Here is a 24,739-nt window from a genome sequence, read left to right as displayed (position 1 = left end):
GGTTCAGATGTTCGACTACCAGGCTCCGGCCGAGCTGCTCGAGGACCGCGTCATCCTCGTCACCGGTGCCAATCGCGGCATCGGCGCCGCCCTCGCCAAGGGCTGCGCCGCCCTGGGCGCCAGCGTCATCCTCCAGGGTCGCGATGCCGCGGCGCTGGATCAGGTGTGTCAGGAGATCCTGGCCAGCGGTGGCCAGGCGGCCGAGCCCCTGGTGCTGGATCTCGAGCAGGCTGACGCCAGCGCCTATGCGGCCGCCGCCGCGCGCCTGCAGCGGGACTTCGGGCGTCTCGATGGCCTGGTGCACAACGCCGGCCTGCTCGGGCCACGGGTACTGCTGGAACAGACTCCGGCCGCGGCGCTGACCCAGGTCATGCAGGTCAATGTGCACGCCGGCTTCGCCCTGACCCAGGCCCTGCTGCCGCTGCTCAGGGCGGCCGGTGAGGCCTCGCTGATCTTCACGTCCAGCAGTGTCGGTCGCAAGGGCCGGGGCGGCTGGGGCGCCTATTCGGTGTCCAAGTTCGCCACCGAGGGCCTGATGCAGGTCTGGGCCGAGGAGCTGGCCGAGGACGGCATCCGGGTCAACAGCGTCAACCCGGGCGGTACCCGCACCGCCATGCGGGCGGCGGCCTATCCCGAAGAGGACCCGGCCCGGGTGCCCGCGGCGGAGGCCATCCTGCCGGTCTATCTCTATCTGCTCGGTCCGGCCAGCCGGGGCACCACTGGCCAGGCGCTCAACGCCCAGTAGCGGAGTCGATCAGACGTGGAAGCGCTGCACCAGGCGCGCGAGCTCGTCACCCAGTTCGGCCAGCTCGCGGCTGGCTGAGGCCGTGGCCGCCATCGCCTGGCTGGACTGATCGGCGCCGTCGCGAATCCGGGTGACATTGACCGCCACCTCTTCGGCCACCCCGCGCTGCTGCACGGCCGCCGCGGCGATCTGCTGATTCCTCTGCTGGATGCTGGCCACCGCCGTGGCGATACCGGCAAAGGCGCGCCGGGTATCGCCGGCACTGTCCAGGGTGTCGACGAGCAGGGTCTCGCTCTGCTGCATCCGTGCGACCGCTTCGCCGCTGCCCTTCTGCAACACCACGATGAGCCGTTCGATCTCGACGCTCGACTGCTGGGTACGGCGCGCCAGGGCCCGGACTTCGTCAGCGACCACGGCGAACCCCCGCCCCTGCTCACCGGCACGCGCCGCCTCGATGGCCGCGTTGAGCGCCAGCAGGTTGGTCTGCTCGGCCACCGCCTTGATCACGTCCAGCACGCTGCTGATCGCCTGGCTGTCGTGGGAAACGCCTTCGAGGCGCTCCGCCGCGGACCGGACATCCACCCCCAGGGTCTCGATACCGGCCAGACTGCGACCGATCACCGCCTGGCCATCGCTGACCTGGCGCTCGGCCTGATCGCCGGCACCGGCGGCGGCCTCGGCGTCCGCGGCGACCCCCTGGGCCGTGGCGGCCAGTTCGGCCATGGCCGCGGCTACCTGATCGGTTTCCTCGCGCTGCCGGGTCACGCCCCGCTGCGCCTCGCGGGCCTGTTCGGCCAGGGCGGCGGCGGACTGGCCGAGCCGGCCGATACCGCTCTGCAGCTGCAGGACCATGCCGCGCAGCGCCGCCACCATGCTGGCGCTGGAACGCTGCAACTGGCCGATCTCGTCGCCCCGATCCACCGTCAACTCGACATCCAGCTGGCCCTGGGCGATGCGCTCGGCGGCGGCGATCACCTTGCGCAGCGGCCGGACGATGGCCAGGGTGATGATCAGCGCAGCCAGGGCGCCGACGATCAGCGCCAGCAGGGCCACGCCGCCGATGGTCAGCAGGCGCTTGGTCATCATCGCCTGCAGTTCGGTCTCCTGTTGCCCATAGAGGGCATCGACCCGCTGCACCGCGGTCTCCGCCAAGCTGGTCATCCGCGCACCGGCGGTCTGCTCCTGGGCCAGGGCGGCGGCATAGTCGCCGAGGCGGCGGATGAATTCCTTGATGTTGGTGGAGACGTCCTGGATGACCGAGGAATAGGCCGGATCGCTCAGTTGCGGCTCGACCTTGGCCAGCAATTCCAGGGCAGCACTGGCCGAGGGCAGCGGCTGGTCGTCCACCGTGCTCTTGCCGGCTCGCGCCTGGGCTTCGTCAAGACTCTTGAGCATCAGGCGATAGAGTTCGCCGACCTGCTGCGACAGGGTCAGGAGTTCGGCGCCCTGCTTGCCGCCGGAATCCTTGAGGGCATAGGCGCCGTCATCCAGCAGACCGGACTGGAGGATGTCCAGGCTGTTGGCCGCGCCCTCTACCAGAAAGGCGGCCCCCTCCATGGCCAGACGGCGCGAGGTGTGGAGTCGTTCGAAGTCGGCGAAGGCAGCGCCATAGGCCTGGATGGCCTCACGGGCGGCGCCGAGGTCGACAGCGTTGGCACTGCCCACCTCGGCCTCCAGCTGTCCCAACCGCTCGAGCACGGCCGGCAGGGCCTGCCGCAGGTGCTCGGCCTGGGCGGCCTCGCCACTCAGGCGAAAGCCCTGCTCCAGGGCGCGGACCTGCATCACCTGCCGGTTGATCGCCGCCATGTCGCGCAGGGAGCCGAATCTATGCTCGACATCCTTGAGTGCGAGCCCGCCCTGCAGGGCCACGACCAGGGTCAGCAGCAGCACCAGCCCGAAGCCCACCGCCAGCTTGGTCGCGGTTCGCCAATTGGCCAGGCGATAGCGCGCAATCCCTTTCATACCGCACCCCGACAAAATGAGTTCTACCGACGCTGTCGTCTGCAGAAGCCGATTCTTGAGAGGGTGCGGAGCAAACCGCCACTATCCGTCGCGCGCGGTTATGTCGGCGTCGCTTTGGACGGCGGCCGTTGGCCAGGGGACGAGCCATCAGCGGCCGGCGCGGGACTCGCGAATGTAGAAGCGCGCCTTTTCGGCGTTCTTCACGCAACCGGTGTAGGCCTCGACCTGCTGCTGCGTCTTGGCGGTGGACAGCAAGGCCAGCGCCTTGGAGTAGCTCACCGTGCCGGAAAAGCCTTCGGCCTTGGCCAGGTCGAGTTCCTGCCAGGCGGAACGGGTCTGGGCGGCGCAGCTGTCGCGATTGACCACCTTGCCCGAACAGCCGGCGAGCACCACGGCAGCCAGCGTAGCGGCCAGGACGGGAACCAGTTTCGCTTTCATCTCTCTTTCTCCTTGCACCTGCAACCGGCCGGAACGGCCGGATAACCGCAGCGTAGACCGCCAACCCCAAGCACTGTTCAGCGCCGGTTGCGCAGAAACTCGACCACAGCGGCCTGGTCGCCGCTGAAGATCACCCGGGACGCCTTGCTCTCGCGCTGATAGGCGTACATGGGATCGTAGTATTCCGCCAGCAGACCCTCGATCCAGCCGCGATGCGCCGCGACGTCGCCCGAGCGCTCCTGCTCGGCGAGGGCGTCCTCGAGAATGGCCGACAGGCGCTGGAAGCGTTCGCCCCCCAGACGCTTGGCGATGCCGGAGAGACTCTTGCGCAGCTGTTCGGCGAACAGGCCGAAGCCCTGTTCGGGGCCGTGCAGGGCCACGAATTCCGCCGCCAGGTCGATGACATAGTCGCGCAGGATGCGCTCGATGCGGTTTTCCCGGCTGTCTTCCAGCCAGACCAGCGGGTACTGCTGCATGCCCTGGTGCAATTCCAGCGGCAGGGAGCAGCGACCGACCAGGCGCGATTCGTCTTCAAGCACGAATTGCGCCTGCCCCCCATGACGGCGGCGCAGCAGGTCGATGGCCAGGCTGTTCTCGAAATCGATCTGGCCCGGCTGGGGCGTGGCCCGCTTGCCGAAGCTGGAGCCGCGGTGATTGGCATGGCCTTCGAGGTCGACGGCGTTGTCGAGCTGGGCCACCACCTCGGTCTTGCCGGTGCCGGTCATGCCCCCCACCACCACGAAGCCGCACTCGGCCAGGGCCTGCTGCAGCGTGTCGATGAGAAAGGTACGCATGGCCTTGTAGCCGCCCACCACCCGTGGATAGGCGATGCCGGCTTCGCTGCGCAGCCATTCCTGACTGATCTGGGAGCGCAAGCCACCGCGGAAGCAATAGAGGTAGCCCTCCGGATGGGCCCGGGCGAAGTCGGCCCAGGCCTGGATGCGCGCTTCCTTCACCGTCCCGGACACCAGCTGGTGACCCAGTTGCAGCGCCGCCTGCTGACCCTGCTGCTTGTAGCGGGTGCCGACGCGTTGGCGCTCCAGGTCATTCATCAGCGGCAGGTTGGTGGCCTGGGGAAAGGCGCCCTTGGCGAATTCCACGGGGGCGCGGACATCGACCAGGGGGACATCGCTCAGGAACAGCGCCCGCAGGTCGCGGGCATCCTCACGCTGGCTCATCAGGCCACCTCGACCGCATGGGCGCGCCGGCTCACCAGCTGCCCTATGGGTTGCAGGGCCAGGCCCAGCTCCGCCGCCACGGCGAGAAACTCCGCCTCGCCCTCGGGTGCCACGGCCACCAGCAGGCCGCCACTGGTCTGGGGGTCGCACAGCAGCTGGAGGCGGCCTTCGTCCAGCGGGGCGATACGGCTGCCGTAGCTGTCGAAGTTGCGCTCAGTCCCGCCAGGCACGCAGCCCTGCTGCAGATAGAAATCCACGCCTTCGAGGCGGGGAATGGCGGCGAAGTCGAGTTCGGCGGTGAGGCCACTGCCGTCGGCCATCTCCACCAGGTGGCCGAGCAACCCGAAGCCGGTGACGTCGGTCATCGCCGTGACGCCGGCCAGGCGGCCGAAGCGGCTGCCGGGACGATTGAGCTGGCACATGGTGTCACGCGCCAGATGGCGATCCTCGGGGCGCAGCAAGGCCCGCTTCTCGGCGGTGGTGAGGATGCCGATGCCCAGCGGCTTGGTCAGATAGAGTCGGCTGCCCAGGGTCGCGGTGTCATTGCGCTTGAGATGGCGCTTTTCCACGATCCCGGTCACGGCCAGGCCGAAGATCGGCTCGGGCGCGTCGATGGAATGACCGCCCGCCAGGGGAATGCCGGCTTCGTCGCACACGCGGCGACCGCCGGCGATGACCTCGCGCGCCACTTCCGGCGGCAGCACGTTGACCGGCCAGCCGAGGATGGCGATGGCCAGCAGGGGATCGCCGCCCATGGCGTAGATGTCGCTGATGGCATTGGTGGCGGCGATGCGCCCAAAATCGAAGGGATCATCGACGATGGGCATGAAGAAATCGGTGGTGGAGACCACGCCGCGCTCTTCGTCCAGGCCATAGACCGCCGCATCGTCGCGCGAGGCATTGCCCACCCACAGCCGTGGATCCAGGTGCTGGGCGCCGCTGCCGGCCAGGATGGTCTCCAGGGTCTTGGGGGCGATCTTGCAACCACAACCGGCGCCGTGGCTGTATTGGGTGAGGCGAATGGGATCGGTCATCGTTACTCCGGTTCAGCGTGGGCGCTGGTTCGACAGCCAGCGCGAAGGGGCGTAATAGTAGCAAATGCCCGTCAGCCGGCGGGCACCGACCGCGCCTAACAGATCGCCAGCCAAAGCAAAAGGGCTGTTTTCTGGCGGTAATCCACAGTTGCTGTGGATAACCTCGTGGAAAACCTTCAACCGACCCCGGACAAGCGAGCGGCGGTGCGGCGATGGACGAACTGGCGATTTTTTAGCCGGTCCGCCAACTATTTTTTCCCGTTGAAGGGTAGCGAACGGAAGCGCCGTGCGTTATGGCCAGGGTGCGCTAGCATTGCCAGTTCCCCCGGTCATAGCCGTACTCATGTCTTCTCCAGCCTCCTCCCCCCTTACCCCCTGGCAACGCGGCCTGCTGCTCGCCAGCCTCATGCTCATCGCCCTCAACCTGCGCCCGGCGCTCTCCAGCCTGGCGCCCCTGTTGCGGCAGATCGAGGCCAGCACGGGTCTTTCCAGCAGCGCCATCGGTCTGCTCACCACCCTGCCGGTGCTCTGCCTGGGGCTGTTCGCGCCCCTGGCTCCGCGCCTGGCCCGCCGCTGGGGCAGCGAACGCACGCTCGGCGCCATCCTGGCATTGCTGGCCGCTGGCATCGTCCTGCGCAGCCTGCTGCCGCCCCTGGGCCTGTTTCTCGGCAGCCTGATCGCCGGCGCCTGCATCGGTATCCTCGGCGTCCTGTTGCCGGCCCTGGTCAAGCGCGATTTCCCCGCCCAGGCCGGCCAGCTGATGGGGCTCTACACCATGATGCTGTGCATAGGCGCCGCCGTGGCCGCCGGGGCCACCGCGCCGCTCGCCGAGGCCTTCGACGGCCGCTGGCAACCGGCCCTCGCCACCTGGGCCCTGGTCGCCGTGGTGGCCCTGCTGGTCTGGCTGCCGCAACTGCGCCAGCCACCCACCATCGCACCGCGCCGCGGGGCTGGCGGTTCGCTGTGGCGCAATCGGCTGGCCTGGCAGATCACCCTGTACATGGGCCTGCAGTCGTCGCTGGCCTATATCGTCTTCGGCTGGCTACCGACCCTGCTGATGGATCGCGGCCTGGGCATGGTGCAGGCCGGCCTGATGCTGTCGGGCTCGGTGATGACCCAGCTGGTCAGCGCCCTCACCGCCCCCTGGCTGGCGACGCGGGGCCAGGACCAGCGCCTGGCCATCGTGGTGGTGATGAGTCTGACCCTCGCCGGCCTGCTGGGCTGCCTTTACGCCCCGGTCGGCAGTCTTTGGCTGTGGGCGGTGATACTCGGCCTGGGCCAGGGCGGGACCTTCAGCCTGGCGCTCGCCCTGCTGGTGCTGCGCTCGCGGGATGCGGAAACCGCCGGACGGCTATCGGGCATGGCCCAGGGCGCGGGCTACAGCCTGGCCTCGCTCGGTCCGCTGCTGGTGGGCATCATCCACGACGCCACCCACGGCTGGGCCCCCATGGGCGTGCTCTTCACCCTGATCGCCGTGCTGGCCACGCTGTTCGGCCTGGGTGCGGGGCGGACCCGCTACGTCAACGACGTCTAGCGGCGATAGAGTCCGGCGGCTCGACTGGCCTCGGTCTGCAGCCGCGGCGCGCGGATACCCGCTTCGCGCAGGGCACGCTGCCAGGCGTCTGCCTGGTCGCCGCCCAGCGTTACCGCCACATCGCCATTGAGCGCCAGGGCCGCCGCCAGCCGGGCGATCCAGGGTTGCTCCGGGGCTCGCTCCAGGGCGGGCAGGAGCAGTTGGCCGTCGCGCTGCAACTCCTTGAGCAGGGTAGCGGCGCTCGGCAACAGTTCAGGGAGGGGCTGGCCTGCCTGCAGTCGCTCGGCATGCAGGTAGCCGCGACGGTTGCCGCGGGTGATGCCATAGAGCGTCAGCACAGTCTGCGGCTCCGCCAGTTGCAGCACCAGCAGCCCCTGCTGATCGTCCGGTCCATAGAGCATGGCCTCGCCCAGCAGGCTGTTGGCGATGACGTTGCTGGCGCCGCAATCACGCCCTTCGCACCAGTAGAGCAGCGTCGCGCCCTGCTGCTGCACGCGCTGCCGCTCGCTGTCCAGCCGTGCCAGCGGCGGATGGCCGCTGGCCAGCTCGAAGGTCTGGGTCTGGAGCTGGCCCTCCACCTGCAGCGAATCCTCCAGGCGCAGGCGACCGCCGATGCGACTGACTGGCCCCAGCGGATAGAGGCGTTCGGCGGTTGCCGGTCCGCTTTCGCGCACCAATTGGGCATGGTCCATGGGTCCGATCTCCGGCAGCACCTCCGCCTGCGTCGTCCCAAGGGACAGCAGCAGGCCGATCAGCAGGAGGCGTCGCAGGGAGCGGGAGCGCGGGCAGAACAGACGGCTAGGCATGCCGCATTATTCGTCGTGCCCGGTGCCGGCGGCAAAGAAGGCATTGAAACAATCTGCGACGGCCTGGGCGCCCGCTCCATCGTCCAGATGCAGATGGTGCCCGCCCGGCAACTCGTGAAGGCTGAAGTTCGGCTGTTCTCGCGCCAGGCGCATGGCCTCGGCGTGGGGCGCCACCAGGCCACCCGCGGCCACCACCAGGGCTGTGGGACAGCGCACGGCGCGAAGACAGACCTCGGCCTGCTCCGGGGTGAACCTCATTCGACTGGGCAGCCTCAAGTGGGGATCAGAGCGCCAGGTGTAGCCACCGGGCACCGCCATCAAGCCACGCTCGGCGAGCAGCTCGGCGGCTTCCCGACTGACCGTCAACGATCCCTTCAGCCGCGCCGCCACGGCGTCTTCCACCGTGGCGTAGACCGGCTTGCGCCGGTTGGGTAGCTCCAGCTCCGCCAGCAGCGCCTTGCCGAGTTTCTCGGCGATCTCCTCTGCCGGCGTTGTATAGGGCAACAGGCCATCGATCAGCGCCAGGCGCTCGATCTGCTCCGGCAGGGCCGCGGCCGCGATGACGCCGACGATGGCGCCCATCGAATGGCCAAGCAGACCGAAGCGATCCCAGCCCAGTTGCCGCGCGGCCGCGAGCACATCCAGCCCATAGTCCTGAATCGCATACCCAACGCCTGCGGGACGATGGGCTGACAGACCATGACCCGGCAGGTCCAGAGCCACGATGCGCAGGCCGTGCAGCCGTGGCGCGAGCTGGGCGAAGGTCATGGCATTGTCCAGCCAGCCATGCAGCGCCAGCACCGGATAGCCATCTTCCGGACCGAAGGCCCGGGCGCTCAACTCGATATGGGGCAATTCCAGCCGCAATTCCTGCACCTGGGCAGTCATGAATTCTGCTTCGCGGGTGCCAGTGCGCGCTTCATGCCGGGGAGGCATCCCGCTGCAAGGGCACCACGGCTACCGTCAGCCGCGAGACACAGGTCAGGCGCCCCTCTTCATCGCTCAGGCGGATGTCCCAGACATGGCTGCTGCGCCCCAGGTGCAGGGGACGCGCCACCGCCGTCACCCGCCCGGAGCGCACGCCCCGCAGGTGGTTGGCATTGATTTCCTGACCCACGCAATAGAAGCGCGAGCGATCCACGCAGAGCATGCTGGCGATCGAGCCCACGGTTTCCGCCAGGGCCACCGAAGCGCCGCCATGCAACAGCCCCATGGGCTGGTGGGTGCGGCGGTCGACCACCATGCTGGCGGTCAGGCTGCTGTCGTCCCAGGCCTCAATCCGCATGTCCAGGTGTTCGGCCAGGGTGTTCTCGAGCGCACGCCCGAGGTCCTCAGGATCCGGAAGGGTCTGCCAGATGCTCATGTACTTTCCTTGCAAGGACGTCAGCCGTGGAAGCGACTGACCAGATCGAAACCGCCGGCCAGGGGCAGCGGCGCCTCCAGGCACAGCAGGGACGCGGTACTCATGGGCACCGGCGCCTGCCGATGACCGTGCAGCAACCAGCCGGCCAGTTCACCGACGAAGGGATTGTGGGTCACCAGCAGCAGCTCCTCCACCTCCAGTCGCGCCAGCTCCGCCAGGGCGCGTTCCGGCTCGCCGTCGGGCGTGGCCCAGGAAACGCTGCGCAACTCGCCCGGCCAGCCCAGCTGCTGTTGCACCAGGGCCGCCGTCTGCTGCGCGCGCACATAGGGACTGGCGAGGATGAGCTGCAACTTGGCACCCTTGAGCTGCAGGGCGCTGCGCAGCACCTCGGCGCGACCGGTAGCGGTCAGCTCGCGCACCTCATCACTGGGCGCCCGCGCCTCGGCTTCGCCATGCCGCAGCAGCCAGAGCTTCATGGCGCGGTGGCGGAGCGGTCGTCGGGTTGCTCAGTGGCCGGCCAGTCGGCGAAGGGCCAGGGCTTCACTTCGCTGGCGAAGGTGCCGAAGCGGACGATCTGCGCCAGATAGCTGCCCAGGGCCGCGCCAAAGGCGGTCAAACCGGGATTGGCTTCGCCCTTGATCAGGCGCACCACCAGTTGCACCAGCACCACTACCGCCAGCACGTACTGCGCACCCAGCCAGACGAACAGGAACAGCAGCATCCAGATCAGGCGCAGGCCTAGCAGCTCGCGGGAATGTTCGGGTTGGGACATGGGAATTCCTCTTTTCAGACAGTGTAGCGGCTCAATTGAAGGGGGCGTCCGCCACATCCACATCGGTCTTGGGCTCGCCGCCCATCAGGGCCTCGATCACCTGCCCCAGGCTGCGGCCCTCGAACAGGATCGCATAGAGGCCGTTGACCAGGGGCATGTAGACGCCCAGCTCGTCCGCTTTTTCCTTGAGCACGCGCAGGGTATTGACGCCTTCCGCGGTCTCGCCGATCTGGGCCACCGCCTCGTCCAGGGTCAATCCTCGCCCCAGGGCATGGCCGACTCGGTAGTTGCGGCTCTTCTCCGACGAGCAGGTCACGATCAGGTCCCCTACCCCGGCCAGGCCCAGGTAGGTGATGGGATTGGCGCCGCGCTGCACGGCGAAGCGGGTCATCTCGGCCAGGGCCCGGGTGATCAGCATGCTGCGGGTGTTCTCGCCCATCGCCAGGGCCGCGGCCATGCCGGCGATGATGGCGTAGACGTTCTTCAGGGCGCCGGCCAGCTCCACGCCGAGACGGTCGGCACTGGCATAGACGCGGAAGGTGCGGCCGTGCAGCGCCGCCTGGACCCGCCGGCACACCTCCTCGTCCTCGCTCGCCACCACGGTGGCGGTGAGCTGGTGCTCGGCGATCTCGCGGGCGAGGTTGGGCCCGGAGATGATGCCGATGCGCGCCCGCGGTACGATTTCCGCGAGGATCTCGCTCATCAGCATGAAGGAATGCGCCTCGATGCCCTTGGTGGTGCTGACGAGGAAACGCCCTTCCAGTTGCCGGGCGATGGGTGCCAGGGCCTGGCGCAGCGCGCTCGACGGCAGGGCCACCAGGATCAGCTCGCAGCTCTGGATGGCGCCCTGCAGGTCACTGGTGGCCTCGACCGCGGCGTGCACCTTGATACCCTTCAGATAGCGCGGATTCTCGCGCTCGCGGCGGATGGTCTCGGCCTGTTGCGGATCGCGCATCCACAGGCGCACCGGCAGCCCGTTCTCGGCGACCAGATTGGCCAGGGCGGTACCGAAGCTGCCGCCGCCCAGGACGGCGATGGGGGATTGGACTGTCATCGAAACTCTCGGCTTCACCGCGATCGCGCGGCCTCGTCGCTCAGTATACGGTAGCCGCGCGCCGGCCTCAGGGCCGGTTCACGGTCTGCCGCGTATCGGCCGAACGGTATTGAAAACGCCCGAGGAATACTTATCTAGGGTGGCAAACACCCCTTTCCCGGTACTGCCCGCCGCGTCGCCCCAGGGCGCGCGCGACCCCGAGCGGGAGCCCAGGATGGAGAATTGACTGCGAAAAGTGCACAATGGTCCGTTAACGAGCGGGGCGCTGGCCTGTGACTTTCCCGATGCCCCGGCAGTCTACTGCTACACGAAGCCATACCCAGAGCGACCTTCGGAGTCGCCAGAGCCTGGACCTAGGCCAGCTACAGGAGCTTGCATGACCAAACAACACGCCTTTACCTACGAAGACTTGCTGCGCTGCAGCCGTGGCGAGCTCTTCGGTCCGGGCAATGCCCAATTGCCCGCACCGAACATGCTGATGATCGATCGGATCACGCATATCAGTGAGGTAGGCGGGAAATACGGCAAGGGCGAACTGGTGGCGGAACTCGATATCCGTCCCGACCTCTGGTTCTTCGGTTGCCATTTCGAGGGTGACCCGGTGATGCCGGGCTGCCTGGGCCTGGATGCCATGTGGCAGCTGGTCGGTTTCTACCTTGGCTGGCAGGGCAATCCGGGTCGCGGTCGCGCCCTGGGCTCTGGCGAAGTGAAGTTCTTCGGCCAGGTACTGCCGACCGCCAAGAAGGTCACCTACAATATCCATATCAAACGCACCATCAACAGGTCGCTGATTCTGGCCATCGCCGATGGCACCGTTAGCGTGGACGGCCGCGAGATCTACTCCGCCGAAGGTCTGCGCGTCGGCCTGTTCACTTCCACCGATAGCTTCTAAGGGCTTTTCGCATGCGTCGCGTCGTCATTACCGGTCTGGGTATCGTTTCGTGCCTGGGCAATGATAAAGACACCGTTTCCGCCAACCTGCGCGCGGGTCGTGCCGGCATCCGTCACAATCCGGAATATGCCGAGATGGGTCTGCGCAGCCAGGTTTCCGGTTCCATCGACCTGAACCTCGAAGAATTGATCGACCGCAAGGTCAAGCGCTTCGTCGGCGATGCCGCCGCCTACGCCTACCTGGCGATGGAGCAGGCGATCAAGGACTCCGGTCTGTCCGAAGAGCAGGTCTCCAACCCCCGCACCGGCCTGATCGCCGGTTCCGGTGGCGCTTCCACCTTCAACCAGATGGAAGCCCTGGACATCCTGCGCGAGAAGGGCGTCAAGCGCGTCGGTCCCTACCGCGTGACCCGGACCATGAGCAGCACGGTCTCCGCCTGCCTGGCCACCCCCTTCAAGATCAAGGGCCTGAACTACTCCGTGGCCTCGGCCTGCGCCACCAGCGCCCACTGCATCGGCCTGGCCATGGAGCAGATCCAGCTCGGCAAGCAGGACGTGGTCTTCGCCGGTGGCGGCGAGGAAGAGCACTGGACCCAGAGCATGCTGTTCGATGCCATGGGCGCGCTCTCCAGCGACTACAACGAGACGCCGGAAAAAGCTTCCCGTGCCTACGACAGCAAGCGTGACGGCTTCGTCATCGCTGGCGGCGGCGGCATGGTGGTGGTCGAGGAGCTCGAACACGCCCTGGCCCGCGGCGCCAAGATCTATGCCGAGATCGTCGGCTACGGCGCGACCTCCGACGGCTACGACATGGTCGCCCCGAGCGGCGAAGGCGCAATCCGCTGCATGCAGCAGGCGCTGTCCACCGTCGACGGCGAGATCGACTACCTGAACACCCACGGCACCTCCACCCCGGTGGGCGACGTGGCCGAGATCAAGGGCGTGCGCGCCGTGTTCGGCGACAAGGCTCCGGCCATCAGCTCCACCAAGAGCCTGTCGGGCCACTCCCTGGGCGCTGCCGGTGTACATGAGGCCATCTACTGCATGCTGATGATGGAAGGCAACTTCATCGCCGGTTCGGCCAACATCGACGAACTGGATCCGGAAGTCGCCGACCTGCCGATCCTGCGCGAGACCAAGGAAAACGCGAAGCTGGACCTCATCATGAGCAACAGCTTCGGTTTCGGCGGCACCAACGCCACCCTGGTACTCAAGCGCTGGCAGGGCTGATAGCCCTCGCTTGTGTGACCCAAACGGCGCCTCTGGCGCCGTTTTTCATTTCTGCTCCCTGCCCCGCTGAACCGGGCACGGGCCCCGCGGTCGAAGGCGCCGGCACTTCGCCTGCGAACCTCCAGGAAGAATGGATTCAGCAGCACGAATAGCTTAATCTCGCGCCGCTTCGCTGTACCTGCGCAGCCGCCATAGACAGCGCTGTCCGAACTAGCGGGCAGAAACAAGAAACTGTTGTACCCATGGAGCCCCAATGCACAATCAAAACCAGAGCTACCGCGGACCCTTGATCGTCCTCACCATGCTGTTCTTCATGTGGGGTCTGATCACCTCGCTGAACGACATCCTGATTCCCCACCTCAAGGCGGTCTTCACCCTCAGCTATCTGCAGGCCTCGCTGATCCAGTTCTGCTTCTTCACCGCCTACTTCATCGTCTCCTTCCCGGCCGGTCGCCTGGTGGAAAGCCTGGGCTACAAGAAGGGCATCATCGTCGGCCTGCTCACCGCCGGCGTTGGTTGCGTGCTGTTCTACCCCGCCGCCGGAGCCCACTCCTACGGCTTCTTCCTGACCGCCCTGTTCGTGCTGGCGGCCGGTATCACCGTGCTGCAGGTGGCGGCGAACCCCTACGTCACCATCCTCGGCAAGCCGGAAACCGCGGCTTCGCGCCTCAACCTGACCCAGGCCTTCAACTCCCTGGGTACCACCGTCGGCCCGCTGGTGGGCGCGGTGACCATTCTGGCGCTGGTCGGTGAAGACTCCGCCGCCCATTCGGTGCAGCTGCCCTACCTGATCCTGGCCGGCATGCTGGTCGCCCTGGCGGTGATCATCGGCCTCTTCCGCCTGCCGCAGATCAAGGACACCGAGCAGGACAACGCCACCGACGAGAACGCCCTGACCGCCAACAGCGTCTGGGCCTATCGCCATCTGCTGCTCGGCGTGGTCGGCATCTTCATGTACGTGGGTGCGGAAGTGTCCATCGGCAGCTACCTGGTGAGCCTGATGGAAAGCCCGGACGTGGCCGGCCTGAACGCCGCCACCGCCGCCAAGTACCTGTCTCTGTACTGGGGTGGCGCCATGGTCGGTCGCTTCATCGGCGGCGTGATCATGACCAAGGTGCGGCCGAACCTGGTGCTGACCTTCAACGCCATCGCCATTGGCGTGCTGCTGGCCGTGGCCGTGCTGCAGGGTGGCAAGGTCGCCATGTGGGCGCTGCTGGCCATCGGCTTTTTCAACTCCATCATGTTCCCGACCATCTTCTCCCTGGCGCTCAAGGGCCTGGGCAAGTTCACCTCCAAGGGTTCGGGCCTGCTGTGCATGGGTATCGTCGGTGGCGCACTGGTGCCGGCCATCCAGGGCTACTTCGCCGACACCATCGGCCTGCTGCCCTCCTTCCTGATCCCGCTGGTCTGCTACCTCTACATCCTGTTCTACGGCGTAATGGGCTATCGCCCCACCCTGCGTCGCTGATCCACCCCGAAGCGCTGGCGGCCTGCCAGCGCTTCGTCCCTTCCGCTACCCCTCCGCTCTCCTCCCTCCTTATCTCCCGCCTGACCGACTGACCTGCACACCTGCCGGATAGCGGGCTGTACAACCCTGCACGCGCGATCTGACCCACCCTGCGCCATCCCCGCACCTTTCGCCATGCAGCATCGGCAGAGGCCGTCTGGAGGGCCCTGCCTTGCCCTTCGCTCTCGGCGTAGCCAAGACGGCCGGGAGGGCTCTCCCATACCTACCAATCGAAGGGCCTGACCTTACGGTCTGACGCGGCGCGGCCACCCTGCTCCGGCCAGATCCCAGGCAAAAGAAAACGCCCGTATCTTTCGATACGGGCGTCTTGTCGTTACCGCAGGGACCGCTCCAGGCGCGGCCCTCGCGTCAGGCTCAGGCAGGCTGGCGAGCTTCCTCGACTTCGACGGCGTTCGGGCCGCGAGCGAGTTCGGTCTTCAGGGTCTGCTCGTCCAGCTGGCCGCACCACTTGGCGACCACGATGGAGGCCACGCCGTTGCCGACCAGGTTGGTCAGGGCGCGGGCTTCGGACATGAAACGGTCGATACCCAGGATCAGCGCCAGGCCGGCGACCGGTACGTGACCGACGGCGGACAGGGTGGCGGCCAGCACGATGAAGCCGCTACCGGTGACGCCTGCAGCGCCCTTGGAGGAGATCAGCAGCACCAGCAGCAGGGTGATCTGGTGGGTGATGTCCATCTGGGTGTTGGTGGCCTGGGCGATGAACACCGCAGCCATGGTCAGGTAGATGGAGGTACCGTCGAGGTTGAAGGAGTAGCCGGTGGGGATCACCAGGCCGACCACCGACTTCTCGGCGCCCAGCTTCTGCATCTTGGTCAGCATGCGCGGCAGGGCGGACTCGGAAGACGAGGTACCCAGCACGATCAGCAGTTCTTCACGGATGTACTTGATGAACTTGAGGATGCTGAAGCCGTGCATGCGCGCCACGGCACCCAGCACCACCAGCACGAACAGCAGGCAGGTGATGTAGAAGCAGGCCATCAGGTAGCCCAGCTGCACCAGGGTGCCGACGCCGTATTTGCCGATGGTGAACGCCATGGCACCGAAGGCGCCGATGGGGGCGAGCTTCATGATGACGTTGATGATGTTGAAGAAGACGTGGGAGATGCGGTCGATGAAGTTGAACACCAGTTGACCGGTCTCGCCCAGGCGATGCAGGGCATAGCCGAACAGCACGGCGAAGAACAGGACCTGCAGGATCTCACCGGTGGCGAAGGCGTTGACGACCGTCGACGGGATGATGTTCATCAGGAAGTCGATGGTGCTCTGCTTCTCGCCAGCCGCGGCGTAGGCAGCGATGCCCTTGGTGTCCAGGGTGCTGACGTCGACGTTCATGCCGGCGCCCGGCTGGACGACGTTGACCACGATCAGGCCGATCAGCAGCGCGATGGTGGAGAAGATCTCGAAGTACAGCAGCGCCATGCCGCCGGTCTTGCCCACGGCCTTCATGTTCTGCATGCCGGCGATACCGGTCACCACGGTGCAGAAGATGATGGGCGCGATGACCATCTTGATCAGCTTGATGAAACCGTCACCCAGCGGCTTCATGGCAGCGCCGGTCTGGGGATAGAAGTGGCCGAGCAGCACACCCAGGACGATCGCCACGATCACCTGGAAATAGAGACTCTTGTAGAGCGGCTGCTTGACGGGACGCTTGGGCGCGGGAGCTGTGGTAGTTGTTGTTGTGTCGACGGTTGCTGTCATGGCTCTTTCCCTTGTGGCCACTACCTGACGTCCTGTCTGAGTGGGCACCTGACTGAAGTTGGCTCTCTCATCCTGAGAGCTTTTTGTTGTGGACCTGGCGGCCGCGCGACGGTGACACCAGTATCTGGCTGGATATAAGCAATCGCCGTTCCACTTCTTGGTGCGCAATCAAAGGGCCAGCTTTCATGCACCTTTCAGTCGAAAGTCTAGTTGTCAGCGGTGGGCGGAACCCCGCCACCCGACGAAAAGGGGCGGAAATCCCCCACCGCGCGAGGCGGTTTTCCGCCAGTCGCCGTCGGTAGTCGGCTATCCTTTGCGCGCCTTTCCAGCGGCGCCTGCCCTGATCCGTTGCCGCCTTCGAGGAGTATCCGGCCGAGATGCCCGCCCTGCCCCCTACCGACCTGCCCGGCTGCTGCACAGCGCCCGCGCCGCTGCCGCCGCTGGCGGAGGAGTTCGACGCCCTGGCCCTGCTGCACTGCCGCTTCGATCCCGCCCAGGTGAGCTTCGAGCGCGACGCCCTGCGCCTGGGCGCCCTGCCGCCGGACAACATCCGTCGCGCCGTGGCCAAGCGCCAGGCCGAATACCTGGCCGGGCGTCTCTGCGCCCGCGAGGCCCTGCGGCAGCTCAGTGGCGCGCCGGCGGTACCCGGTCATCGCCGCGAGGATCGTGGCCCCGCCTGGCCCGCCGGCTGGGTCGGCGCCATCACCCACAGTCACGGCTGGGCAGCCGCGGCGGTGGGCAGCGCCCAGGACTACCTGGGTCTCGGCCTGGATGTGGAAACCCTGCTCGAACCGGCCAAGGCCCTGCGTCTGGCCGACCAGATCCTCACCCCGGCCGAACGGGAAAGCGTGCAGGCGCTGGACGAAGAGCAGCAGGCCTTTGCCATCACCCTGGCCTTCTCCGCCAAGGAGAGTCTGTTCAAGGCGCTGCATCCCCAGGTCGGGCAGATGTTCTTCTTCCAGGATGCCGAGATCCTTGGCACCGATCCCGGCGGGACCTTCGATATTCGGCTGCTGATCGAGTTGTCGCCGCGCTGGTCCGCCGGGACCTCACTGCGCGGTCACTACCGCCTGGACGAAGAACGGCGGTTGCTCACGCTGATCGCGCCCCGTCGCTGAGGCTCTCCTATATAGAGAAAGGGTCGTCCGGTCGATCGGGTGCACAAACGCTGGCCGGGGCAGAACGTCGCAGCGGCTATCGAACGTTTTCTTATGGTGGAGAAAATACTCATAGCGAACCGGTATATCCCGTGACGCTTTTGTCTCACCCGCCCAGTCACGTTGTACGTTATTTGACCACTTCGCTCTGATCCTAGCCTCCACGCGCACTGGCTGGGCACCACCCCCAGGATACCCCCCAGTCCCGAACAGCTTATCCACGTCTTATCCACAGCCGGAAACGTGACAAACGCGACATCTAGTGGCCCTTGCAGCACCGCACCACCATATATAGCAGTTCGTCGGTATGCCTTGGGACGGCGAAACACCCCTCTGTCAAGACTGTCTTCCCTAACGAGGAGGGCTTATCCTGTCGCCCGAATTATGAATTTCCAGGGTCCCTGACCCCGAACGCCGGCTCCTGCGGGAATCGGCGCTGGTACGGCTTTTCGTTGGAATCTTCATTGGTAATGGCGCGACAGGCAGTCGTCGCGCAGGCCCACGGGCCGACACTCTTCCGGATCGCCGGCTTGCCGACGATCCCCTCTTTCCGATCAAGGGAGTTCCGCATGCACACCGACCTGACCCGCGAGCAAGCCCAGCAGGGCCGCCCGGCGCAAGATGCCAGCCAGGACCTGGGCGCCACCGCCCCCGGTCAACTGCGCGTCATCAAGCGCAACGGTACCGTCGTCCCCTACACCGACGACAAGATCACCGTGGCCATCAGCAAGGCTTTCCTCGCCGTGGAAGGCGGTACCGCCGCGGCCTCCTCGCGCATCCACACCACCGTCAAGCAGCTCACCGACCAGGTCAGCAGCACCTTCAAGCGCCGCATGCCCTCCGGTGGCACCATCCACATCGAAGAGATCCAGGACCAGGTCGAACTGGCCCTGATGCGCGCCGGTGAGCAGAAGGTCGCCCGCAGCTACGTGATCTACCGTGAAGCCCGCAGCCAGGAGCGCAAGCAGGGCGCCGCCAGCGACATCGCCGAGCCGCACCCGAGCATCCGCGTGACCAAGGCCGACGGCACCACCCAGCCGCTGGACATGGGCCGCCTGAACACCATCATCAGCGAAGCCTGCGAAGGCCTCGAAGAGGTGAACGGCGAGCTGATCCAGAAGGAAACCCTGAAGAACCTGTACGACGGCGTGGCCGAGAAGGACGTCAACACCGCCCTGGTGATGACCGCCCGCACCCTGGTCGAGCGCGAGCCCAACTACTCCTACGTCACCGCCCGCCTGCTGCTGGACAGCCTGCGCGCCGAAGGCCTGAGCTTCCTCGGCGTGGCCGAGTCCGCCACTCACCACGAGATGGCCGACCTCTACGCCAAGGCCCTGCCCGCCTACGTCGCCAAGGGCGTGGAGCTGGAGCTGCTGGACCCGAAACTGGCCACCTTCGACCTGGCCAAGCTGGGCGCCGCCATCGATCACGAGCGCGACCAGCAATTCACCTACCTGGGTCTGCAGACCCTGTACGACCGCTACTTCCTGCACAGCCACGGCACCCGCTTCGAGCTGCCGCAGCTGTTCTTCATGCGCGTGGCCATGGGCCTGGCGCACATGGAAAAGGACAAGGAAGCCCGCGCCATCGAGTTCTACAACCTGCTGGCCAGCTTCGACTACATGGCGTCCACCCCGACGCTATTCAACGCCGGCACCCTGCGTCCGCAGCTGTCCAGCTGCTACCTGACCACCGTGCCCGACGACCTGTCCGGCATCTATGGCGCCATCCACGATAACGCCATGCTGTCGAAGTTCGCCGGCGGCCTGGGCAACGACTGGACCCCGGTACGTGCGCTGGGCTCCTACATCAAGGGCACCAACGGCAAGAGCCAGGGCGTCGTGCCCTTCCTCAAGGTGGTCAACGACACCGCCGTGGCGGTCAACCAGGGCGGCAAGCGCAAGGGCGCGGTCTGCGCCTATCTGGAAACCTGGCACCTGGATATCGAGGAATTCCTCGAGCTGCGCAAGAACACCGGTGACGACCGTCGTCGTACCCACGACATGAACACCGCCAACTGGATCCCCGACCTGTTCATGAAGCGTGTCTTCGAGGACGGCAACTGGACCCTGTTCTCCCCCGCCGACGTGCCCGATCTGCACGACCTCTACGGCAAGGCCTTCGAAGAACGCTACGAGTACTACGAAGCCCTGACCGAGTACGGCAAGCTCAAGCTGCACAAGACCATCAAGGCCAAGGACCTCTGGCGCAAGATGCTGTCGATGCTGTTCGAGACCGGCCACCCGTGGCTGACCTTCAAGGATCCGTGCAACCTGCGCAGCCCGCAGCAGCACGTGGGCGTGGTGCACAGCTCCAACCTCTGCACCGAGATCACCCTGAACACCAACAAGGACGAGATCGCCGTGTGCAACCTGGGTTCGGTGAACCTGGTGAACCACATCGTCGACGGCAAGCTGGACACCGCCAAGGTCGCCCGCACCGTCAAGACCGCCGTGCGCATGCTCGACAACGTCATCGACATCAACTACTACTCGGTGCCCCAGGCGGAGAACTCCAACCTCAAGCACCGTCCGGTCGGCATGGGCATCATGGGCTTCCAGGATGCGCTGTACCTGCAGCACATCGCCTACGGTTCGGATGCCGCCGTGCAGTTCGCCGACACCTCCATGGAAGTGATCAGCTACTACGCCATCCAGGCTTCCTGTGACCTGGCCGAAGAGCGTGGCAGCTACTCCAGCTTCCAGGGTTCGCTGTGGTCCCAGGGCATCCTGCCGATCGACTCCGAGAAGCGCCTGATCGAAGAGCGCGGCGCCAAGTACATCGAGGTCGACCTGTCCGAGACCCTGGACTGGGCCCCGCTGCGCGAGCGTGCCAAGAAGGGCATCCGCAACTCCAACATCATGGCCATCGCGCCGACCGCGACCATCGCCAACATCACCGGCGTGTCCCAGTCGATCGAGCCGACCTACCAGAACCTCTATGTGAAGTCGAACCTCTCGGGCGAATTCACCGTCATCAACCCCTATCTGGTACGCGACCTCAAGGCCCGCGGCCTGTGGGACTCGGTGATGGTCAACGACCTCAAGTACTACGACGGCTCCGTGCAGCAGATCGAGCGCATCCCGCAGGATCTGAAGGACCTGTACGCCACCGCCTTCGAAGTGGAGACCAAGTGGATCGTCGAGGCCGCCAGCCGTCGCCAGAAGTGGATCGACCAGGCCCAGTCGCTGAACCTGTACATCGCCGGCGCCTCGGGCAAGAAGCTCGACGTGACCTACCGCATGGCCTGGTTCCGCGGTCTGAAGACCACCTACTACCTCCGTGCCCTGGCCGCCACCAGCACCGAGAAGTCCACCATCAACACCGGCAAGCTGAACGCCGTGAGCGCCGACCCCATCACCGGCGTCCAGGCCAGCGCCGCGCCCGCCCCGGCGCAGAAGGTCGAAGCGGCGCCCGCCGCGGCACCGGCTCCGGTGCCCAAGGCCTGCAGCCTCGACGATCCCGAGTGCGAAGCCTGCCAGTAAGTAATCAAGCCCTCTCTTAGCAGAGGGCTGCTCTTATCCCCTCTCCCTCGGGGAGAGGGCTAGGGTGAGGGCCCCACCGCCCCGCCCCCACCACACAGCCACCCAGGAGACATCCCATGCTGAACTGGGAAGAATTCGACAAAGACGACGACGCCACCCCCGCCAAGCCCGCCCAGGCCGCCGGCCAGCAGGCCCCCGCCCAGACCGAGCGCCTGGACTCCGAGGGCGATGCCCTGGTCCACGACGCCCGCGCCCTGTCCGCCGATGACTCCGATGCCGTGGCCCGCGCCAAGGCCGCGCTGAACGAGCTGGACATCCAGGAAGGCCTGGACGACCTGGAAGGCTCCTCCGCCCGCGTGCACGTCGGCGACAAGCAGATGATCAACGCCCGCGCCGACCTCAACCAGCTCGTACCCTTCAAGTACGACTGGGCCTGGCAGAAGTACCTGGATGGTTGCGCCAACCACTGGATGCCCCAGGAAGTGAACATGAACGCCGACATCGCGACCTGGAAGAGCGCGGACGGCCTCACCGAGGACGAGCGCCGCATCGTCAAGCGCAACCTCGGCTTCTTCTCCACCGCCGACTCCCTGGTCGCCAACAACCTGGTGCTGGCCGTCTACCGCCTGATCACCAACCCCGAGTGCCGCCAGTACATCCTGCGCCAGGCCTTCGAAGAGGCGATCCACACCCACGCCTACCAGTACTGCATCGAGTCGCTGGGCATGGATGAAGGCGAGATCTTCAACATGTACCACGAGATCCCGAGCGTCGCGAAGAAGGCGAGTTGGGGCCTGAAGTACACCCGCTCCATCTCCGACCCCGAGTTCAAGACCGGCACGCCGGAGACCGATCGCCAGTTCCTCAAGAACCTGATCGCCTACTACTGCGTACTGGAAGGCATCTTCTTCTACTGTGGCTTCACCCAGATCCTCTCCATGGGCCGCCGCAACAAGATGACCGGCACCGCCGAGCAGTTCCAGTACATCCTGCGTGACGAGTCCATGCACCTGAACTTCGGCATCGACATGATCAACCAGATCAAGATCGAGAACCCGAGCCTCTGGGATGCCCAGATGAAGGACGAAGCCACCCAGATGATCCTCCAGGGCACCCAGCTGGAGATCGAATACGCCCGCGACACCATGCCCCGCGGCGTGCTGGGCATGAACGCGGCGATGATGGAGGACTACCTCAAATTCATCGCCAACCGCCGCCTGACCCAGATCGGCCTCAAGGAAGAATACCCGGGCGCCACCAACCCCTTCCCCTGGATGAGCGAGATCATGGACCTCAAGAAGGAGAAGAACTTCTTCGAGACCCGCGTGATCGAGTATCAGACCGGTGGGGCGTTGAGCTGGGATTGATTATAAAGTTAGAAGCCGAAGAAAGTAAAACCGCCCCTAAAAGACCTTACACAACAGGAAATTCGATGTCTCTCATCAACAGCTATGCGATATGGAATAACAAGGGTGGAGTTGGAAAAAGCACTATCACTTTCCACCTCGCAACTGCTTATGCTGAGGAACACCCAGATCGAAATGTGCTGGTTATAGATCTTTGCCCACAATCCAATTCCAGCATGATGCTACTTGGGGGCGGCACTATCGGCGAGACAAACACACTTAATCTTTGTAGTGAAGCAACCCCAAGAACAGTTGTAGGCTATCTGAGCCAAGTAATATCACGAGGCTCAGGAGCCACCCTACCTTCTCCAGACGACTTCCTTGTTAACGTAAGTGACTTCAACAAGAATATAGAAAAAAATGTATTCTTACTATGTGGCGATGGCAATCTAGAGCCAATGGCTCCTGCTATTTCAGGGGCAGCTGCAGCACCAGCACTTACCCCAACAGTACAACCTTGGAAATGGATACACCTCATATTCAAAGAATTAATTAGAAATCTTTCTAATGATTCAGAGAAAGACTGGATGATATTCATAGACACAAATCCAAGCTTCTCAATTTATACAGAATTAGCAATTTCAGCCGCCGATAGAATAATAACACCTGTTAACGCAGACGACTCATCGCGCGTTGCAACCAACGCAATGTTTATTCTACTGCATGGCCAGACCCCACCCCATCCCATATATGGCTCTTGGACTTATGCAGCTCAAGCACAACGCCACGGCATTAACATACCGACCATACACACAATAGTTGGAAATCGGCTCACTCAATACGATGGTGCCGCCACTGCGTTTATGGCATTGTCAGATGCGACTGCTGACACACTTCTCACAGCTTACTCAAGCCACCCTTCTTACTTTACACCCAGAGCAAAATCGGCCTCAACAATTCAAGAATTTCGTGATCAGTATTCTGTCGCATTAAGGGATTTCAATACCGCAGGGGTAGTTGCAGCCCATTTAGGGAAGCCGTTATCTAAGCTATCTCAAGGCTATCACTCAGTCCACGGAACTCAGGTAAAGGTGAATGCTGATCGCGTAGATGAGTGCATGGCAGCAGTCAGCGACGTTATTGCACACATTTAAAGTGCCACGCAGCACGGGGTGATCAAGCGCGTTGCTCACCCTGTGCCATCTACCAGATCAAGCTTGCACCCTATAAATACGATTAGAATCAACCCTCACTAAATTTTCCTGTTAGATCGAAACTCTTTTAAAACAAGAGGTATTTTCACTCAAGGACGACTCATGCCCCGCTGGACCGACCAACCCGCGACCGACACGGATGCCGTCTTCGATTTCATCCTTGAGTTCTCCGGCACCTTCCTGCGGCGTCATGCTTCGTTGCTGGCAAAAGTACTGCCGCCGGCCCTGGGCTTCGGGATGTTCCTGGCCTATTTCGCCCGCAATCACTTCTATCCCAGCTTCGATCTCTTCCAGTTTTCGTCGCTGCTGCTGGCGGCAGCCTGCCTGGGCTTCCTGACCATAGGCGCCTTCGTTGCCGCGCTCTTTCTGCCTGGGGCCTGGGTCTATTACCGCTTCATCAATACGGCGGCGATCAAGGAAGACATCACCTACGCCCTGCCCTATCGCGGCGAGGGGCGCTTTCGCAAGATCATGCTGTTGATGACGCTGGTGTTCTTCGTGCCCTATCTGCTGGCAGGGTTCAGCGATGCGGCCATTCTCCTGGTCGATCCTGAGCTGTTCCTCAGCGTTGCCTTCCTAGCGCCCATCGCCATCACGCTACTGGCGGGCATGGCCATTCAGGGGCTGTTCGACTTGCGCCGCTTCAGCTTCCTGAAGTTCGTCTGGGAGGCTTACCTGCCGACGATGGTCGTCGGCCTGTTCATCTTCTGGATGCTGGCGCAGGCCTATCCACTGGTGAGCGATTGGCAGCCGCTGCTCAAGTGGGGCGCTCTGGCCATCGCCCCCTTCATCATTGCCTTCGTCACGACCATGACTTCCATGCTGTTCATCGCTGGCTGGAAGGCGGCGATGATGTTTTCGCTGTTCTTCGCCCTCTTTCTGGCCGGCTATAGCGGTGTGCTCACCACCCTGCCCGAGACCATGGTCAAGACGCTGGGGCTGGGTAATTACCAGGCCAAGGCGATCGTGCTCGATACCTCCTATTGCACCAAGGATCAGGCCAGGGTGCTGCCCACCGATGACCAGTGCGTGCTCAAGGAGGTACAGGTGGTCTGGTCGCTGGGCGAGGCCTTCGTCCTGCGGCTGGCGGATGGCAGCACGGCGCGCTTGCCGGCGGCGGCGATTCGGGCGCTGGTGAAGCCCCAGTAACTGGCGTGCCGCCTAGGCCCACCAAAGGTCAGGTTTGAATTAGCGTTATCTGCCCGTCATCATGGCGCGCAATCCTCTGCCTCAAGCCCGCGCCTGCCGTGTCGATAAGACTGCGGTGCGGCTCCGCTTTGGCGGGCGCTCGTCCCAGG

21 protein-coding genes and 1 pseudogene are annotated in these 24,739 nt (G+C 64.8%); 10 read left to right on the top strand and 12 right to left on the bottom strand.

The annotated features are described in order from the left end of the window. Positions 1 to 7 precede the first annotated feature (7 nt). The gene (locus tag ACZ5R1_RS07220; RefSeq protein ID WP_464712968.1) at positions 8 to 745 is read left to right on the top strand and encodes a YciK family oxidoreductase; all 738 of its coding nucleotides are present in this window, start codon (positions 8 to 10) and stop codon (positions 743 to 745) included. 9 nt (positions 746 to 754) lie between these two features. On the opposite strand, the gene ACZ5R1_RS07215 is transcribed toward ACZ5R1_RS07220, so the two are convergent. From ACZ5R1_RS07215 to selD, 5 genes and pseudogenes are all read right to left on the bottom strand, one after another. Continuing rightward, positions 755 to 1,468 (bottom strand): methyl-accepting chemotaxis protein, encoded by a 714-nt coding sequence (locus ACZ5R1_RS07215; RefSeq protein ID WP_420030754.1) that lies wholly within the window; start codon positions 1,466 to 1,468, stop codon positions 755 to 757. A gap of 219 nt (positions 1,469 to 1,687) precedes the next feature. Beyond that, a pseudogene (locus ACZ5R1_RS07210) lies at positions 1,688 to 1,828 on the bottom strand (hypothetical protein); the annotation flags it as partial. 1,026 nt (positions 1,829 to 2,854) lie between these two features. After that, the gene (locus ACZ5R1_RS07205; RefSeq protein ID WP_007160474.1) at positions 2,855 to 3,145 is read right to left on the bottom strand and encodes a hypothetical protein; all 291 of its coding nucleotides are present in this window, start codon (positions 3,143 to 3,145) and stop codon (positions 2,855 to 2,857) included. Between the two features lie 77 nt (positions 3,146 to 3,222). Next, on the bottom strand, positions 3,223 to 4,323 hold the full coding sequence (mnmH, locus tag ACZ5R1_RS07200) for a tRNA 2-selenouridine(34) synthase MnmH (protein ID WP_150339129.1): 1,101 nt from the start codon (positions 4,321 to 4,323) through the stop codon (positions 3,223 to 3,225). After that, positions 4,323 to 5,357: a selenide, water dikinase SelD gene (selD, locus tag ACZ5R1_RS07195; RefSeq protein WP_464712967.1), complete on the bottom strand. Its 1,035-nt coding sequence runs from the start codon at positions 5,355 to 5,357 to the stop codon at positions 4,323 to 4,325. The genes mnmH and selD overlap by 1 nt, the downstream gene beginning before the upstream one ends. A 343-nt stretch (positions 5,358 to 5,700) precedes the next feature. Between selD and ACZ5R1_RS07190 the strand changes: the two genes are divergently transcribed. Continuing rightward, a complete protein-coding gene (locus tag ACZ5R1_RS07190) occupies positions 5,701 to 6,891 on the top strand; it encodes a CynX/NimT family MFS transporter (protein WP_464712966.1) in 1,191 nt (396 codons plus the stop codon). On the opposite strand, the gene ACZ5R1_RS07185 is transcribed toward ACZ5R1_RS07190, so the two are convergent. Genes ACZ5R1_RS07185 through ACZ5R1_RS07160 form a run of 6 tightly spaced genes read right to left on the bottom strand, consistent with a single transcriptional unit; the run spans position 6,888 to position 10,886 of the window. After that, entirely contained in the window at positions 6,888 to 7,697 is an 810-nt protein-coding gene (locus ACZ5R1_RS07185; RefSeq protein ID WP_464712965.1) for a DUF4892 domain-containing protein, read from the bottom strand. The genes ACZ5R1_RS07190 and ACZ5R1_RS07185 overlap by 4 nt on opposite strands. A gap of 6 nt (positions 7,698 to 7,703) precedes the next feature. Then, entirely contained in the window at positions 7,704 to 8,585 is an 882-nt protein-coding gene (locus ACZ5R1_RS07180) for an alpha/beta fold hydrolase (RefSeq protein ID WP_464712964.1), read from the bottom strand. A gap of 31 nt (positions 8,586 to 8,616) precedes the next feature. Beyond that, on the bottom strand, positions 8,617 to 9,060 hold the full coding sequence (locus ACZ5R1_RS07175) for a hotdog fold thioesterase (protein ID WP_017641977.1): 444 nt from the start codon (positions 9,058 to 9,060) through the stop codon (positions 8,617 to 8,619). Between the two features lie 20 nt (positions 9,061 to 9,080). Continuing rightward, entirely contained in the window at positions 9,081 to 9,536 is a 456-nt protein-coding gene (gene sixA / locus ACZ5R1_RS07170; protein ID WP_042132878.1) for a phosphohistidine phosphatase SixA, read from the bottom strand. Further along, positions 9,533 to 9,832, bottom strand: a complete 300-nt coding sequence (locus tag ACZ5R1_RS07165; protein WP_007160482.1) for a DUF4389 domain-containing protein — start codon at positions 9,830 to 9,832, stop codon at positions 9,533 to 9,535. Before ACZ5R1_RS07165 ends, sixA begins: the two co-directional genes overlap by 4 nt. 31 nt (positions 9,833 to 9,863) lie before the next feature. After that, positions 9,864 to 10,886, bottom strand: coding sequence for an NAD(P)H-dependent glycerol-3-phosphate dehydrogenase (locus ACZ5R1_RS07160; protein ID WP_464712963.1), 1,023 nt, complete (start codon positions 10,884 to 10,886; stop codon positions 9,864 to 9,866). Between the two features lie 376 nt (positions 10,887 to 11,262). Here ACZ5R1_RS07160 and fabA point away from each other — a divergent pair, with 376 nt between their 5' ends. The 3 genes from fabA (at position 11,263) to ACZ5R1_RS07145 (ending at position 14,475) form a co-directional block, all read left to right on the top strand. Then, positions 11,263 to 11,778 carry a 3-hydroxyacyl-[acyl-carrier-protein] dehydratase FabA gene (gene fabA, locus ACZ5R1_RS07155; RefSeq protein ID WP_007160484.1) on the top strand — a complete coding sequence of 172 codons (516 nt, stop codon included), beginning with the start codon at positions 11,263 to 11,265 and terminating at the stop codon, positions 11,776 to 11,778. An 11-nt stretch (positions 11,779 to 11,789) separates the two neighbouring features. After that, the gene (gene fabB, locus ACZ5R1_RS07150) at positions 11,790 to 13,007 is read left to right on the top strand and encodes a beta-ketoacyl-ACP synthase I (protein WP_027598063.1); all 1,218 of its coding nucleotides are present in this window, start codon (positions 11,790 to 11,792) and stop codon (positions 13,005 to 13,007) included. Between the two features lie 253 nt (positions 13,008 to 13,260). Continuing rightward, positions 13,261 to 14,475, top strand: coding sequence for a sugar MFS transporter (locus ACZ5R1_RS07145; protein ID WP_027601621.1), 1,215 nt, complete (start codon positions 13,261 to 13,263; stop codon positions 14,473 to 14,475). Between the two features lie 414 nt (positions 14,476 to 14,889). Here ACZ5R1_RS07145 and ACZ5R1_RS07140 read toward each other — a convergent pair whose 3' ends face one another. Beyond that, positions 14,890 to 16,239, bottom strand: coding sequence for a dicarboxylate/amino acid:cation symporter (locus tag ACZ5R1_RS07140; protein ID WP_027598064.1), 1,350 nt, complete (start codon positions 16,237 to 16,239; stop codon positions 14,890 to 14,892). 377 nt (positions 16,240 to 16,616) lie between these two features. Between ACZ5R1_RS07140 and ACZ5R1_RS07135 the strand changes: the two genes are divergently transcribed. From ACZ5R1_RS07135 to ACZ5R1_RS07115, 5 genes are all read left to right on the top strand, one after another. Beyond that, entirely contained in the window at positions 16,617 to 17,357 is a 741-nt protein-coding gene (locus ACZ5R1_RS07135) for a 4'-phosphopantetheinyl transferase family protein (protein ID WP_074584340.1), read from the top strand. A gap of 608 nt (positions 17,358 to 17,965) precedes the next feature. Then, positions 17,966 to 20,881 carry a ribonucleoside-diphosphate reductase subunit alpha gene (locus ACZ5R1_RS07130; RefSeq protein WP_044340963.1) on the top strand — a complete coding sequence of 972 codons (2,916 nt, stop codon included), beginning with the start codon at positions 17,966 to 17,968 and terminating at the stop codon, positions 20,879 to 20,881. Positions 20,882 to 20,997: 116 nt separating this feature from the next. Further along, complete coding sequence (locus ACZ5R1_RS07125) at positions 20,998 to 22,248, top strand: ribonucleotide-diphosphate reductase subunit beta (protein WP_017641969.1); 1,251 nt, start codon at positions 20,998 to 21,000, stop codon at positions 22,246 to 22,248. A gap of 65 nt (positions 22,249 to 22,313) precedes the next feature. Further along, on the top strand, positions 22,314 to 23,381 hold the full coding sequence (locus ACZ5R1_RS07120; RefSeq protein WP_464712962.1) for a ParA family protein: 1,068 nt from the start codon (positions 22,314 to 22,316) through the stop codon (positions 23,379 to 23,381). Between the two features lie 162 nt (positions 23,382 to 23,543). Next, on the top strand, positions 23,544 to 24,590 hold the full coding sequence (locus ACZ5R1_RS07115; protein ID WP_464712961.1) for a hypothetical protein: 1,047 nt from the start codon (positions 23,544 to 23,546) through the stop codon (positions 24,588 to 24,590). Positions 24,591 to 24,739 lie beyond the last annotated feature (149 nt).

The sequence above is a fragment of the Pseudomonas sp. Pso3 genome (genome assembly GCF_055393275.1).
This window is presented reverse-complemented; position numbering and strand designations above follow the sequence as displayed.